Annotated in this window: 15 protein-coding genes and 1 tRNA gene; 13 read left to right on the top strand and 3 right to left on the bottom strand. The window is 67.9% G+C overall.

Annotated elements, in window-relative coordinates; all coding sequences use genetic code 11:
• Positions 1 to 8 precede the first annotated feature (8 nt).
• The 3 genes from G3M62_RS14680 to G3M62_RS14670 all read left to right on the top strand — a co-directional run bounded on the left by G3M62_RS14680 (position 9) and on the right by G3M62_RS14670 (position 1,920).
• Positions 9 to 395: a hypothetical protein gene (locus G3M62_RS14680; protein ID WP_165188198.1), complete on the top strand. Its 387-nt coding sequence runs from the start codon at positions 9 to 11 to the stop codon at positions 393 to 395.
• 105 nt (positions 396 to 500) lie between these two features.
• The gene (locus tag G3M62_RS14675) at positions 501 to 920 is read left to right on the top strand and encodes a hypothetical protein (RefSeq protein ID WP_165188196.1); all 420 of its coding nucleotides are present in this window, start codon (positions 501 to 503) and stop codon (positions 918 to 920) included.
• 70 nt (positions 921 to 990) lie between these two features.
• Entirely contained in the window at positions 991 to 1,920 is a 930-nt protein-coding gene (locus G3M62_RS14670) for a hypothetical protein (protein ID WP_165188194.1), read from the top strand.
• A 46-nt stretch (positions 1,921 to 1,966) separates the two neighbouring features.
• On the opposite strand, the gene msrB is transcribed toward G3M62_RS14670, so the two are convergent.
• Entirely contained in the window at positions 1,967 to 2,449 is a 483-nt protein-coding gene (msrB, locus tag G3M62_RS14665; protein WP_165188192.1) for a peptide-methionine (R)-S-oxide reductase MsrB, read from the bottom strand.
• A gap of 112 nt (positions 2,450 to 2,561) precedes the next feature.
• On the opposite strand from msrB, the gene G3M62_RS14660 reads away from it, so the two are divergent.
• Entirely contained in the window at positions 2,562 to 3,137 is a 576-nt protein-coding gene (locus G3M62_RS14660; RefSeq protein ID WP_165188190.1) for a DJ-1/PfpI family protein, read from the top strand.
• A gap of 46 nt (positions 3,138 to 3,183) precedes the next feature.
• Here G3M62_RS14660 and G3M62_RS14655 read toward each other — a convergent pair whose 3' ends face one another.
• On the bottom strand, positions 3,184 to 3,696 hold the full coding sequence (locus G3M62_RS14655; protein WP_165188189.1) for a GlcG/HbpS family heme-binding protein: 513 nt from the start codon (positions 3,694 to 3,696) through the stop codon (positions 3,184 to 3,186).
• A gap of 175 nt (positions 3,697 to 3,871) precedes the next feature.
• Here G3M62_RS14655 and G3M62_RS14650 point away from each other — a divergent pair, with 175 nt between their 5' ends.
• The 3 genes from G3M62_RS14650 to G3M62_RS14640 all read left to right on the top strand — a co-directional run bounded on the left by G3M62_RS14650 (position 3,872) and on the right by G3M62_RS14640 (position 6,848).
• A complete protein-coding gene (locus G3M62_RS14650; protein ID WP_165188188.1) occupies positions 3,872 to 5,869 on the top strand; it encodes an acetyl-CoA carboxylase biotin carboxylase subunit in 1,998 nt (665 codons plus the stop codon).
• A gap of 42 nt (positions 5,870 to 5,911) precedes the next feature.
• Positions 5,912 to 6,376, top strand: coding sequence for a DUF805 domain-containing protein (locus tag G3M62_RS14645; protein ID WP_165188187.1), 465 nt, complete (start codon positions 5,912 to 5,914; stop codon positions 6,374 to 6,376).
• Between the two features lie 67 nt (positions 6,377 to 6,443).
• Complete coding sequence (locus G3M62_RS14640; RefSeq protein ID WP_165188186.1) at positions 6,444 to 6,848, top strand: DUF805 domain-containing protein; 405 nt, start codon at positions 6,444 to 6,446, stop codon at positions 6,846 to 6,848.
• A 99-nt stretch (positions 6,849 to 6,947) separates the two neighbouring features.
• Here the strand turns inward: G3M62_RS14640 and lipB are convergent, their stop codons facing one another.
• The gene (gene lipB / locus G3M62_RS14635; RefSeq protein WP_165188185.1) at positions 6,948 to 7,703 is read right to left on the bottom strand and encodes a lipoyl(octanoyl) transferase LipB; all 756 of its coding nucleotides are present in this window, start codon (positions 7,701 to 7,703) and stop codon (positions 6,948 to 6,950) included.
• 70 nt (positions 7,704 to 7,773) lie between these two features.
• On the opposite strand from lipB, the gene G3M62_RS14630 reads away from it, so the two are divergent.
• From G3M62_RS14630 to G3M62_RS14605, 6 genes are all read left to right on the top strand, one after another.
• Positions 7,774 to 8,025: a FliM/FliN family flagellar motor switch protein gene (locus tag G3M62_RS14630; protein ID WP_028040691.1), complete on the top strand. Its 252-nt coding sequence runs from the start codon at positions 7,774 to 7,776 to the stop codon at positions 8,023 to 8,025.
• Between the two features lie 62 nt (positions 8,026 to 8,087).
• Entirely contained in the window at positions 8,088 to 8,468 is a 381-nt protein-coding gene (locus G3M62_RS14625) for a hypothetical protein (RefSeq protein WP_165188184.1), read from the top strand.
• An 80-nt stretch (positions 8,469 to 8,548) separates the two neighbouring features.
• Positions 8,549 to 8,633: transfer RNA gene (locus G3M62_RS14620), tRNA-Leu, on the top strand.
• Positions 8,634 to 8,776: 143 nt separating this feature from the next.
• Complete coding sequence (mgtE, locus tag G3M62_RS14615; protein WP_165188183.1) at positions 8,777 to 10,246, top strand: magnesium transporter; 1,470 nt, start codon at positions 8,777 to 8,779, stop codon at positions 10,244 to 10,246.
• A gap of 196 nt (positions 10,247 to 10,442) precedes the next feature.
• Positions 10,443 to 11,735 carry a lysozyme-family localization factor SpmX gene (gene spmX, locus G3M62_RS14610; protein ID WP_165188182.1) on the top strand — a complete coding sequence of 431 codons (1,293 nt, stop codon included), beginning with the start codon at positions 10,443 to 10,445 and terminating at the stop codon, positions 11,733 to 11,735.
• A gap of 78 nt (positions 11,736 to 11,813) precedes the next feature.
• Positions 11,814 to 12,968 carry an isovaleryl-CoA dehydrogenase gene (locus G3M62_RS14605; RefSeq protein ID WP_165188180.1) on the top strand — a complete coding sequence of 385 codons (1,155 nt, stop codon included), beginning with the start codon at positions 11,814 to 11,816 and terminating at the stop codon, positions 12,966 to 12,968.
• The last annotated feature ends 292 nt before the right edge of the window (positions 12,969 to 13,260 follow it).

Genomic DNA, 13,260 nt, shown 5'->3' with positions numbered 1-13,260 from the left:
CCACCGCCATGCTCGAACTGATCCTCGACCTCTGCAACATCCTCGGCGGTTTCCTGCTGGCCATCGGTCTGCTGGCGCTGATCCCCAACGCTGGCGACAGCCTGACCAGGTTTGCCGAGCGACTGAGTCCGTTCCGCTGGATCGTCGGGATCGCGGCCCTGGTCTGCGGCGGCTATTTCCTGATCGTCCATCTGATCAGCGGACCACATGTCTTCCACTTCGAGATCGTCGGGATCGCCGTCGGGGTGCTGCTGCTGTGGGATCGCCTGCGGGCGGGCAGGCTGGCCCATCGCGACCTGCCGGCCAGCGGATCGCAGGGGCCGGGCCTGGTGCTGGCGGTGTTCGGGATCATCGCCATGATCGTGGGCCTGCAGGGGATCTTCACGCCCGATTGAGGCATGGCCCGATTGACGCATGGGAAGCGTCTCAATCGGACGTTAAGGCGGCGAGCGCAGTGTTTCCACAACCCGCCAGCAAGGCGGAGCCCAGGGAAGACCGTCATGTCCTCGACCGTGACATCCAGCTTTCGCCGTCCGCACGACCATTTCGAGCCGCAGGACACCGATCCCCAGACCCAGCGCCGCCTGCGCGGCCAGCTGGAGCAGATCGACTACACGGCCTTCGCCTCCAACACCGCGGTCATCGCCCAGGTCGTGGGCAAGAGCGACTCCGGCAAGTTCCAGCGCATGGCCGTGGCCGCCGCCATGGCCCGGGCCCGCTGGGTGGCCGAAGCCGTGGCCATGACCGAGGGCGGGGCGGCGATCACCGCCGAGCAGACGGCGCGCCTGGCGACCCTGCGCGCCGCCTACGAAGAGCTGGCCGAGGTCTACGAAGCCATGCGGCGCATGGTCGAGCGCGGCTATCTGACCTACAGCAATCCGATGGTCACCGAAGGCGGAAATCTCGTTCCGAGAGAGTGATAAAAATCACTCTCATAGGTTTTGTTTTCCACTAGCGTGCCGCTGCTCATCCCGAGCCGGAGGCACCCCAATGTCGGCCTATCCCATCGCCATCTATGGCAACGGCCTGTTCCAGGACGCCTATCCCAATCCGCCCGTGCCCTATGCAGAGCAGGCGGCCCAGCTGAACGCCGGGATCACCACGGTGATCCTGTGGTCGATCCACATCCACGCGGGCGGCGACCTCTATCTGAACGACACCCTGTTCGTGCGAAACGGCCAGATCCAGTACGCCACCGACGGGACCAGCGGGGTCAATCCCGACTTCCCGCAGCTGATCGCGGCCCTGATGAAGAGCGGCGGCAGCGTCCGCGACCTGATCGTCTCGGTGGGCGCCTGGAGCACCACCAGCGACTTTTCGGCCTGGCTGGACGCGCGAGACGCGGTGAAGACCAACCTGGCGGCCCTGCAGTCGGCCTTCGGCGTCACCGGCGTCGACTTCGACTACGAGTCCGAGGACGGCTACACCAGCGACGACCAGTCGATGATCGTCACCCTGACGCTGGATGTCGGCGCGCTGGGCCTCTACGCCACCTATTGCCCCTATATGGACCAGGACTTCTGGACGGGGTGCCTGACCGGCGTCTACGCCCAGAACCACCAGCAGCAGATCGTCAAGTGGATGAACCTGCAGTGCTACGCGGGCGGCGGCGGCAACTCGCCGACCAACTGGGCGCAGGCGGTGCAGAACACCCCCAATACCGGCGTGACCGACGCCTACGCCTTCATCGTGCCGGGCTATGCGGTGCTGGGCGCCGACGGCTCCGGTCCGTCCGAGATCAACGCCACCTTCGCCGGCCTGGCGGGCACGGGGATCACCGGCGGCTTCCTGTGGAACAGCAGCGGCATCTGGTCGACCGAGGCCGCCGGTGGTGGCCAGCCGACCCCGGCCGACTACGCCCAGGCCATCAGCAACGGCCTGTCGGCGACGGCCAAGCCGCGCGAGCCGGCGAACGCCTGATCCAGACGAAGGCGGGCGCCGGTCCCAGGACGGGCGCCCGTCGACGTCAGGCCGGGATCTTGTCGCCGCGATGCAGCGGGTCGGGCAGGGGATCGCCGCTCTTCACGAACTGCAGCGAGATCGAATTGATGCAGTAACGCAGCCGCGTCGGGGCGGGGCCGTCCGGGAAGACGTGACCCTGGTGACTGTCGCAGCGGGCGCACAGCGTCTCGATGCGCAGCATGCCGTAGGAGGTGTCGCGCACCTCCTTGACGTGGGCCTCGTCGTACGGGGCGTAGAAGCTGGGCCAGCCGGTGCCGCTCTCGAACTTGGTCTTGTATTCGAACAGGGGCAGGCCGCACTCGCGGCAGCAATAGACGCCGGGGCTCTTCTCGCCCAGCAGGCCGCCGCAGAACGGGGCCTCGGTGCCGTGATGCAGCAGGACGCGGGCTTCCTCGGCCGTCAGGTCGGCCTCCAGGCGCTGGCGTTCCGGCTCGGTCGGCGGGGTCAGGTCGAAACCGGTGACGGAGAGGGGGGCTGTGTCGGTCATGACCGGCAATATGGGCGCTCGAAACCTTTTGCGGTAGGGGGCGCGCGCTTGCTGACAAGGGCGGGCGGCGCGGCGCATAAGGTCGGTTCGAAACCGCCGAAAGGACCCCGCCATGACCGTCGCCGTCGCTTTCCTGCAACCGGGCTGGGCCGACTGGGAGGCCGGGCCGGTGCTGGCCGCCCTGCGCGAATACTATGGCGGGCAGATCGAGATCGCCACGCCGGACGGCGAGCCCCAGACCTCGATCGGCGGGGTGCTGGCGGCGGCGGACTACCGGTTCGCCGACCCGGTGCTGGCCGACGCCGACGTCTTCCTGCTGATCGGCTCGGACGCCTGGCCCGGCTATCGCGACGAGGCCTTCGACAGTCTGCTGCGCCAGGTCCATGCCGACGGCAAGATCGTCGGCGCGATCTGCGGGGCGACGGTGGCGCTGGCCCGGGCGGGCCTGCTGGCCGGCAAGGCCCACACCTCCAACGGCGCGGAGTGGCTAGCCGGTCACGTGCCCGACTACGCCGGGATCGACAAGTATGTCGACAGCGCCAAGGCGGTGGTCGACGGCAGGCTGGTCACGGCCTCGGGCCTGGCGCCCGTGACGTTCAGCGCCGCCATTGCCCGGCTTGTCGCCCCCGAGGCCGGCGACAAGCACGACGAATACGTGGCGATGTTCGCTCGGGAATTCGGGGCCTGAGTTCGAGCCGGGGACAGGCCACCGGCCTGCCCCCGATCGTGAAGTCCTATTTCAGCGCCGCCGCCGCGACGCGGGCCACGGAGCCGTCCTGGGCGCCGGAGCCGCCCGAGACGCCGATGGCGCCGGCGATCTTGCCGTCGACGATCAGCAGTTCGCCGCCGTCGATGGCCAGGGCGCCGGTGAAGATGGCGTTCAGCGTGCCGCCCTTGACCGCTTCCTGGAAGTACGCGGTCGGACGGCGGAAGCTGGCGCTGGTCTCGGCCTTGCGGCGGGCCACGTCGTTGGAGCCGTACTGGGCGCCGTCCATCTTCTCGCTGAACACCAGGGCCCCGTTAGGCTCGACCACCACGATGACCATCGACCAGCCCTGCTTGCGGGCCTCGGCCTCGGCGGCGGCCGCGGCGACCTTGGCCTGGGCCAGGGTGACCGGCTGGCCGTACGGTGGGGCCGGCGGCGGCGCGGCGATCGGCGCGGCGGGCGTCGGCGCGGTCTGGGCCAGGGCGGGGGCGGCGGCCAGGGCGCCGGCAAGGGTCAGCAGCGCGAAGGCGGGACGAAGCATGGGCGATTTCCTCTCAGGCGGCGGACGGGCCGCTCATCGTTGCGGCTTCCCATTTCGGGTTCTTGGGAAACCGGTGTCATAAACTCTGCCATGCGCCGCCGCCGTTGCAAACCTCCGGCGGCCTGCTAGTCCCTAGTTACAAGCGATAATGAGAAAAAGCGTAGGGAACGGCCGGATGTTCAAGAAGCTGCTGATCGCCAACCGGGGCGAGATCGCGGTGCGGGTGATCAAGACCTGCCGTCGGTTGGGGATCGCCACGGTGGTGGTCTATTCGGACGCCGACGCCGACAGCCTGGCGGTGGAGATGGCCGACGAGACCGTGCACATCGGTCCGGCTCCGGCCAACCAGAGCTACCTGGTGGCCGACAAGATCATCGCCGCCTGCAAGGCGACGGGGGCCGAGGCGGTGCACCCGGGCTTTGGCTTCCTGTCGGAGAAGGCCGAGTTCGCGCAGAGGTGCGCCGACGAGGGGATCGTGTTCATCGGTCCCAACCCCGGGGCCATCTCGGCCATGGGCGACAAGATCGAGAGCAAGAAGTTCGCGCAAGCCGCCGGGGTCAGCTGCGTGCCCGGCCACATCGGCGAGATCGACGACACCGCCCACGCCGTGACCATCGCCGAGCAGATCGGCTATCCGGTGATGATCAAGGCCAGCGCCGGGGGCGGGGGCAAGGGCATCCGGGTGGCCTGGAGCCGCCAGGACGTCGAGGAAGGCTTTCCGGCCGTGCGGGCCGAGGCGGCCGGGGCGTTCGGCGACGACCGCATCTTCATCGAGAAGTTCATCGAAAGCCCGCGCCACATCGAGATCCAGGTGCTGGGCGACAAGCACGGCAACGTCGTCCACCTGTTCGAGCGCGAATGCTCGATCCAGCGGCGCAACCAGAAGGTCATCGAGGAGGCCCCCAGCCCGCTGCTGGACGAAGCCACCCGCAACGCCATGGGCGCCCAGGCCGTGGCCCTGGCCAAGGCGGTGAACTACGACAGCGCCGGCACGGTGGAGTTCGTGGCCGGCCAGGACAAGAGCTTCTACTTCCTGGAGATGAACACCCGCCTGCAGGTCGAGCACCCGGTCACCGAGCTGATCACCGGGCTGGACCTGGTCGAGCAGATGATCCGCTCGGCCTGGGGCGAGACGCTGGCCTTCGAACAGAAGGACCTGAAGATCAACGGCTGGGCCATCGAGAGCCGGATCTACGCCGAGGACCCCTACCGCAAGTTCCTGCCCAGCATCGGCCGCCTGGTCCGCTACGCCCCGCCGGCGGAAGGCGATCAGGGCCCCTACACCGTGCGCAACGACGCCGGGGTGCGCGAGGGCGACGAGATCTCGATGTACTACGACCCGATGATCTCCAAGCTGTGCGCCTGGGCCCCCACGCGGCTTGAGGCTGTCGACGGCATGGGCCGGGCGCTGGAGGACTTCCACATCGAGGGCCTGGGCCAGAACATCCCGTTCCTGGCCGCGGTGATGGACCAGGACCGGTTCCGCTCGGGCAAGATCTCGACCAACTACATCAAGGACGAGTTCCCCGACGGGTTCAAAGGCGTCGAGCCGACGCCGGCCCAGGTCGACATCCTGACCGCCGTCGGGGCGGCCATGCAGCGGGTCTACGCCGCCCGGGCCCGCTCGACCACGGCCGGGCTCAGCAATCCGGTGCGCACCGAGTGGGTGGTGGCCGTCGGCCACGCCAAGCGGCGGGTGAAGCTGTCGGGCGAAGCCGAGCATCTGAATGTCGAGCTGCCTGACGAGAACCGCACGATCGGCCTGGAGACGATCGACTGGCGGCCGGGCAAGCCGGTGTTCCTGGGCAAGCTGGACGGCAAGCCGTTCACCGTCCAGGTGACCCCGGCCGCCGAGGGCTTCACGATCCGCCACCGGGCGGCCAAGACCAAGGTGCTGGTCCTGACCCCGCGCAGCGCCGAGCTGCACGACAAGCTGCCCGAGAAGCAGGCCGCCGACACCTCCAAGCTGGTGCTTTCGCCGATGCCCGGCCTGGTGGTCAGCATGGACGTGGCCCTGGGCCAGACCGTGCGCGAGGGCGAGATCGTCTGCGTGCTGGAGGCCATGAAGATGCAGAACATCATCCGCGCCGAGCGCGACGGCGTGGTCAAGGCCGTCAACGCCAAGAGCGGCGACCCCGTCGCCGCCGACGAAGTGCTGGTGGAGTTCGCCTAAAAGTCGTGCTTGGCTGATCTCCTCACGCCTGGGGGATTCGCCGTGACCATTCTGCAGAAGCTGTTTTCGTTCCAGGGCCGGCTGCGTCGGCGCGACTACTGGTTGCTGGGCCTGCTGATCGGCGTGGTGACAGTCGCCGTCGTGGTGCTTTTGCTCCTGGCGTTCGGCGTGAAGCCCGAGGACGAGCGGCTGTCCCTGGCCGGGCTCTTGGTCATCTGGCCGTCGCTGGCCATGATGGTCAAACGCATCCACGACCGGAACAAGTCGGGCTGGCTGGCGCTGGTCTACTGGGTTCCATCCATCGCCTCGAACATCGTCGACATGGCGCCGGCCGACAGCTTCGTCGCGCCGCGGATGGGCCTGAAGATCGTGGCCGGCATCATCGGCCTCTGGTTCCTGATCGAATTCGGCTTCATGGACGGGACCCAGGGTCCCAACCGCTACGGCAAGTCGCCCAAGGGCGTCGGCGGCGACACCCGGGACAAGCTCGAGGAAGTGTTCGCCTAGTCAAACCCTTCCGCTCGGCGGCGGCCCGGCTTAGGTTCGGGCGTTGGAGTCGTTGGGGCCTGCCTGAATGAACGATCGCGCGGAGTGGTGGGACCTGTTCCTGTCGGCCTCGGGCCGGACGGCGCGCGGGCCGTTCCTGATGGCCTCGGCGGCGCTGCTGGTCTTCGCCGTGCTCTACGAGTCGTTCGGGATCACCCTTCACCTGTTGACCGGCTGGCTGGTCTATCCGCCGCTGCTGTTCTTCGCGACCTGCGTGCTGTCCAAGCGGCTGCATGATCGGGGGCGGTCGGGCTGGTGGGCGGCGTTGGTCCTGCTGTCGCTGATCGCGGTGTGGCCCACGCCCAAGCACTTCCTGGACTTCCTGTTCACCGGAGTCGTGGTCTGGGCCATCATCGAGCTGGGCGTCATGCCGGGCGAGCAGGGCGCCAACCGCTATGGGCCCAATCCGCTGAAGCCGGTGGCGCAGGTCTAAATCCTTCTCCCCTTGCGGGAGAAGGTGGCCTCGCGGAGCGAGGTCGGATGAGGGGTTGATCAGTGGGTCAGCCGCGAGCGGACAGGGTGGTGCGACCCCTCATCCGTCAGCTTCGCTGACACTTTCTCCCGCAAGGGGAGAAGGGGCGTTCGTAACCGGCCCGAACACCCGCGTGAAGCTGGCCCGCAGAGCCTCGTCGGCCTCGTCCATCGTCACCGGCAGGCCCAGGTCGACCAGGCTGGTGACGCCGTGCTCGGTCTGGCCGCAGGGCACGATGCCCGAGAAGTGCTCCAGGTCCGGCTCGACGTTCAGGCTGATGCCGTGGAAGCTGACCCACTTGCGCAGCTTCACCCCGATGGCGGCGATCTTGTCCTCGCGCGACCAGCCGGGACCCTTGCGCTCGACCCACACCCCGACTCGGCCCTCGCGCATCTCGCCGGTCACGTTGAAGGCCGCCAAGGCGTCGATGATCCAGGCCTCCAGGGCCTCGACGAAGGCGCGCACGTCGCGGCCGCGCCTAGTCATGTCCAGCATCACATAGGCCACTCGCTGGCCGGGGCCGTGATAGGTGTACTGGCCGCCCCGGCCGCTGGCGAACACCGGGAAACGGTCGGGCGCGATCAGATCCGTGGCCTTGGCCGAGACGCCGCCCGTATAGAGCGGCGGATGCTCCAGCAGCCACACCAGCTCGCCCGCCGTACCCTCGGCGATGGCGGCGGCGCGGGCCTCCATGGCGGCAACGGCTGCCGGGTAGGGCACGTACCCGGTCGAAACCGCCCACCCCACGGGCGCGCCGTCGGCCGCGTCCAACAGGGGAAGCGCTTTGTTTTCAAAGTTTAACGGGCGATCAAGCATACGGCCTTAGTCTTGCATCGGGTGTCGCGCGATCGAGCGTGGTCGCGTGTGAAATCCAGGGACTTACTTCGTGAGCCAGGTCAACGCCGTCAATGTCGAGATCTCCGTTCTTCTGGGACGCTCGATCCTGCCGATGCAGCAGCTGCTGCGCATGGGCCGCGGCGCGGTGATCCCGCTGGACGCCAAGACCAATGACGAGGTCTGGATCCTGGCCAACAACCACCCCATCGCCCGGGGCGAGATCCAGATCAGCGACGACCGCATCGCCATCCAGGTGACCCGCGCCGCCGACGTCTACGACTACATGGCCGGCGGCACCTAAGGACGGGCTTGCGCCGGCGCGCGAACGCGCCAATCAGGATCACGGCATTTCACGGGTGATCCATGCGACGCACGACAACGGCTCTGGCCGGAATCCTGGTTCTCGGCCTCACGACGGCGGCGGCGAAGCCGAGCGGTCATTCGGGCGTCTACGACAACATCCGCTCGTTCGAGGAGACCGGTGACATCGTCGGCGCCCGGGTCGAGGTCTTCGACGGTCCCAAGCCCTACGCCGTGGTGCGGATTTGCGAAGGTGAGTGTCCCGAACCCGCCAAGGTTCCGGCCACGATCACCGGCGACACCATCGCCTTCACCTATATCCTACCCAGCAACCCGCCCGCGACGCTGCACGTCACCGGCCGCTTCACGCGTCGCGGACTGATGCTGCGCACCGGCCTGGACGAGGGCGAGCAGCTTCTGCGTCCCGGCAAGCCCTATGAATGAGCGCGGCTTTAGTTCGTGATCCGCGAACTCCGCTCTTTCCAAATCAAACTCAGTTTGCTACCTGCCGCGCCTCACCACGAGCGGTCGTGGCGGAATTGGTAGACGCGCAGCGTTGAGGTCGCTGTGGGGCAACCCGTGGAAGTTCGAGTCTTCTCGACCGCACCAGGTGAGACAACGGATAGAGCGCTTCGGGCGAAATCGGTTTCCGACTCGTCGGGGGCGCTCTAACCATTTCCGGGGAAGGGCTTGGCCCTTCGCAGCTTCAGGTCACGCGCAGGACTTACGTCTTACGAACTCAGGAGGTCCCAATGTCCCGGGAAACAGCCGACCTGACAGACGATCCGCGCCATAATCTGATCATTCCCGATCCCCAGGCTGTTGGGCCCGAGACCGTCGAGGATCTCGAAGACCTCGCGCTCGGCGACGACTACGCGCTCAATCCCGAATATGTCGAGATGGTCATCGACGCGGCCGATCGCGGCGACACCGCGCGCCTGCGCGAGCTGGTCCATGCCCTGGAGCCGGCCGACGTCGCCGACCTGATGGGCTTTCTGTCGGCCAACTACCGCGAAGAGGTGATCCCGGTCCTCGACCCGGAATGGCTGGGCGAGATCATCGCCGAGCTGGACGACAACCTGCGCGAGGAAGTGCTGGAGGCCACGCCCTCGCACACCCTGGCCAAGGCGCTGGAGGAACTGGATTCCGACGACGCCGCCGACGTCATCGACGACCTGGACGAGGGCAAGCGCGCCCAGGTTCTGGCCGCCATGGACGAGGGCGACCGCGCGGCCATCGAGACGACCCTGGCCTATGAGGACGAGACCGCCGGCCGCCTGATGCAGCGCGAGTTCCTGGCCGCGCCGCAGTTCTGGACCGTCGGCCAGACCATCGACCACGTGCGGGTGTCGGGCGACCACCTGCCGGAGCTGTTCTTCGACGTCTACGTGGTGGACCCGTCGTTCACCCCGGTCGGCGCCTTGCCCATCAGCCTGCTGCTGACCAGCAAGCTGGAAACTCCCCTGGCCGAGATCATGGAGCCGGTGACCGAGATCACCGTCGACATGGACCAGGAAGAGGTCGCCTACATCTTCGACAAGTATCACCTGATCAGCGCCCCGGTCGTGGAGTCCGGCGGACGGCTGGTGGGGCAGATCACCGTCGACGACATCGTCGGCGTCATCCGCGAAGAGGCGGAAGAAGACATTCTGGCCCTGGCCGGGGTGAGCGACGCCGGCCGCGACGCGTCGGTCGTGGACATCGTGCGCGCCCGCCTGCCGTGGCTGCTGCTGAACCTGGTCACCGCCACCATCGCCGTCAGCGGCGTGGCGGTGTTCCAGGGCGAGATCGCCCAACTGGTGGCCCTGGCCATCCTGATGCCGATCGTCTCGTCCCTGGGCGGCAACGCCGGCACCCAGACCCTGGCCGTGGCCGTGCGGGCCCTGGCCAGCAAGGAGCTGACCACGGCCAACGCCCGCCGGATCATCCTGCGCGAGCTGGGCGTCGGCCTGGTCAACGGCTTCACCCTGGCCGTGGTGATGGGCGGGGCGACCTACCTGTTCTTCGGTCCGGCCGATCATCACGGCAAGCTGGCGATCATCGTCGGCCTGGCGCTGATCACCAACATCTTCACTGCGGCGGTCGGCGGCATCCTGGCCCCGCTGGCCCTGGCCAAGATGGGACGCGACCCGGCGGTCTCGTCGTCGATCTTCGTGACCTTCCTCACGGACTTCACCGGGTTCTTCGCGGTGCTGCTGATCGCGGCGCTGTTGTTGCACTAGCAACGCGGCGCGACAGAGCGGCCCTGACGCGGCGATCCGAATCCGCTACGGCGGCGTTCATAAGAACAAGAGAGGGCGGCAGGCCCCGGTGGGCGCCACGAGCGGGCGCCACGAGCGGGCGTCACCAGCGGCGCCTATCTTGCGCGGAGCACCCCGAACGCATCCGCGTCTGTCTCAAACTGGGTCATTCTTGGCGATGAAACCGCGTTATCAGGTCTCCCGCGCCGCCGTCGATCTCATCAAGAGGTTCGAGGGTTACCGGATGAAAGCCGCGCAGCTGCCCGATGGGCGCTGGACGCTGGGCTATGGCCACACCCTGACCGCCCGGGCCGGCGCGTCTGTCTCGGAACAGGACGCTGAAGCTCTGCTCCTCTACGACCTGATCACGGTGGCCCACGCGGTCAACGAGAACGTCTACGCGCCGTTGAACCAGAACCAGTTCGACGCCCTGGTCTGTTTCGCCTTCAACATCGGCACCGAGAACTTCGTGCGCTCGGCCGTGCTGCGTCGGCTGAACGAGGGCGCGGCGCTGCAAGCCGCCTGCGAGATGGAGATGTGGCGCAAGGCCGACTTCGAGGGCGAGCGGATCGTCATCGACGCCCTGGTGCGCCGCCGCTCGGCCGAGAAGGCGCTGTTCCTGACCCCGACCGACGGCCACTGGGTGGCCGCGCCGAGTTCGGTGCTGCGGCCCAAGGTCGACTACGACGCCAGCAAGCTGGTGCCCAGCCAGGCGCCCGCCGCGATCACCACCGCGCTGAACGGCGACAAGGCCGTGGCCCTGCGCGAGGACGGCTCGCCCGCGCCGGCCCTGGGCAACGGTCCCAGCGCCAGCGAGCAGGCCGCCGCCGCCGTCGGCGCGCGCCTGGAAGCGATCCTGCCCGACGAGACCGCCACCGCGACGCCGGTTCCGGGTCTGATCACGCCAGTTCAGGACCTGGTCCTGCCCGAGCCGCCGGCCCCGGCCCTGGCCGCCGCCGCGCCGTCTCAGTTCTTCTATGTGAAACCCGAGTTGCCGGCCGCGCTCCAACCGGTCGCCACGCCGTTCCAGCTGACGCCGGAAGAGCCGGTCGCCGAGGAGGCCTTCACGCCGCCGGCGCCGCCGATCGCTGAACCGGCCGTCGAACCGGTCGCCGCGGTCGAGCCGGAACTGTTCGAAACGCCTCGTCCGGCCGCCAGCGGCTCGCTGTTCAATCTGGGCGGCTTCTCGACCAGCGGTCCGGTCGAGCTGGAACCGCAAGAGGTGGCCTTCGCCCACGTTCAGCCGCACGCGTTCGGCGGGATCAGCCTGCTGGTCAGCCTGGGCCTGCTGGGCCTGGCCCTGTTCGGCGGCGGCATCCTGTGGAACCTCAGCGTCGGGGCCAACGAGGGCCTGTCGCCGATCAAGATGTTCGGCTGGGGCGCCAGCGTGATCGGCATGATCTGCTTCGCCACCTCGGCCTATCTGCTGATGCGCCGGCTGGGCGATCCCGAGCCGCAGGACGAAGACTAGACTACGATCCTCGCGATTGAAGCACGGAACGCCCGCGGGTCTGCTTGATCCGCGGGCGTTTGTGCTATGCAAGGCGCCATGACGAACCAAACCGCACCCTCGATGGACTTCGCGCTGGGCGAGACGGCCGACGCGATCCGTGACACCACCGCCCGCTTCGCGGCCGACCGCATCGCGCCGATCGCGGCCAGGATCGACGAAACCAACACCTTCCCTCGGGAACTCTGGGTTCCGATGGGCGACCTGGGCCTGCACGGCATCACGGTCGAGGAAGAGTTCGGCGGCCTGGGCCTGGGCTATCTCGAGCACGTGATCGCCATGGAGGAGGTCTCCAGAGCCTCGGCCTCCGTGGGGCTCAGCTACGGCGCCCACTCCAACCTCTGCGTCAACCAGATCCGCCGCTGGGCCAATCCCGAGCAGAAGCAGCGCTATCTGCCCAAGCTGATCAGCGGCGAGCACCTCGGCTCGCTGGCCATGAGCGAGGCCGGGGCCGGTTCGGACGTGGTGTCGATGAAGCTGAAGGCCGAGCACGTCGGCGACCGCTACGTGCTGAACGGCACGAAGTTCTGGATTACCAACGCCCCGAGCGCCGACACCCTGGTGGTCTACGCCAAGACCGGCGAGCGGGCGATCACCGCCTTCCTGGTCGAGAAGGGCATGAAGGGCTTCAGCGTCAGCAAGAAGCTCGACAAGATGGGCATGCGCGGGTCGGACACCGCCGAGCTGGTGTTCGAGGACTGCGAAGTGCCCGAGGAGAACGTCCTGGGTCCGGTGGGCGGCGGCGTGGGCGTGCTGATGAGCGGTCTGGACTACGAGCGCGCCGTGCTGTCGGCCGGCCCGCTGGGCATCATGCAGGCGTGCCTGGACGTGGTGCTGCCCTATGTCCGCGAGCGCAAGCAGTTCGGCCAGGCCATCGGCTCGTTCCAGCTGATGCAGGGCAAGGTCGCCGACATGTACGTGGCCCTGAACTCGGCCCGGGCCTATGTCTACGCCGTGGCGCGGGCCTGCGACGCGGGCAAGACCACGCGGTTCGACGCGGCCGGGGCGATCCTGATGGCGTCGGAGAACGCGGTGAAGGTGTCGCTGGAGGCCATCCAGGCCTTGGGCGGCGCGGGCTACACCAAGGAATGGCCGGTGGAGCGGTTCCTGCGCGACGCCAAGCTCTACGACATCGGCGCGGGGACCAACGAGATTCGTCGGTTCCTGATCGGGCGGGAGTTGGTGGGGGGGTAGCGGCTCACTGACTTGCCCCCACCTGGCGGCTTCGCCGCCTGTCCGCCCCCGTAGGGGGGCGGAGCGGTAGGGGGCAAGTGATCGCCGTCGCGGCCCCTCAAGCTTTCCCGGACCTAAAATGTAAGGGCCGCCCCGATCGCTCGGGGCGGCCCTCCATCGTCTACCGCGTCGCGGTGTGACTTGAACCTTAGGCGTTCAACGCCTTCAGTTGGAAACCTCGTTCTTCAGGCTCCAGGTCACGCGCGACCTCGGTTGGAGACAATGAGACACTGGTCACCTCCTTTCAGTTGTT

It is taken from the genome of Caulobacter soli, from assembly GCF_011045195.1.
Taxonomy (GTDB): Bacteria; Pseudomonadota; Alphaproteobacteria; order Caulobacterales; family Caulobacteraceae; genus Caulobacter; species Caulobacter soli.
The sequence above is the reverse complement of the archived record's forward strand: the minus strand, read 5'-3'. Positions and strand labels throughout refer to the sequence as shown.

Excerpts from the sequence above, each read along its gene's own strand:
- spmX (WP_165188182.1), top strand. The coding sequence starts at position 10,443 with ATGAAACCGCGTTATCAGGTCTCCCGCGCCGCCGTCGATCTCATCAAG.
- G3M62_RS14655 (WP_165188189.1), bottom strand. The coding sequence starts at position 3,696 with ATGCTTCGTCCCGCCTTCGCGCTGCTGACCCTTGCCGGCGCCCTGGCC.
- G3M62_RS14675 (WP_165188196.1), top strand. The coding sequence starts at position 501 with ATGTCCTCGACCGTGACATCCAGCTTTCGCCGTCCGCACGACCATTTC.
- G3M62_RS14625 (WP_165188184.1), top strand. The coding sequence starts at position 8,088 with ATGCGACGCACGACAACGGCTCTGGCCGGAATCCTGGTTCTCGGCCTC.
- lipB (WP_165188185.1), bottom strand. The coding sequence starts at position 7,703 with ATGCTTGATCGCCCGTTAAACTTTGAAAACAAAGCGCTTCCCCTGTTG.
- G3M62_RS14650 (WP_165188188.1), top strand. The coding sequence starts at position 3,872 with ATGTTCAAGAAGCTGCTGATCGCCAACCGGGGCGAGATCGCGGTGCGG.
- mgtE (WP_165188183.1), top strand. The coding sequence starts at position 8,777 with ATGTCCCGGGAAACAGCCGACCTGACAGACGATCCGCGCCATAATCTG.
- G3M62_RS14670 (WP_165188194.1), top strand. The coding sequence starts at position 991 with ATGTCGGCCTATCCCATCGCCATCTATGGCAACGGCCTGTTCCAGGAC.
- G3M62_RS14680 (WP_165188198.1), top strand. The coding sequence starts at position 9 with ATGCTCGAACTGATCCTCGACCTCTGCAACATCCTCGGCGGTTTCCTG.
- G3M62_RS14605 (WP_165188180.1), top strand. The coding sequence starts at position 11,814 with ATGACGAACCAAACCGCACCCTCGATGGACTTCGCGCTGGGCGAGACG.
- msrB (WP_165188192.1), bottom strand. The coding sequence starts at position 2,449 with ATGACCGACACAGCCCCCCTCTCCGTCACCGGTTTCGACCTGACCCCG.
- G3M62_RS14660 (WP_165188190.1), top strand. The coding sequence starts at position 2,562 with ATGACCGTCGCCGTCGCTTTCCTGCAACCGGGCTGGGCCGACTGGGAG.
- G3M62_RS14640 (WP_165188186.1), top strand. The coding sequence starts at position 6,444 with ATGAACGATCGCGCGGAGTGGTGGGACCTGTTCCTGTCGGCCTCGGGC.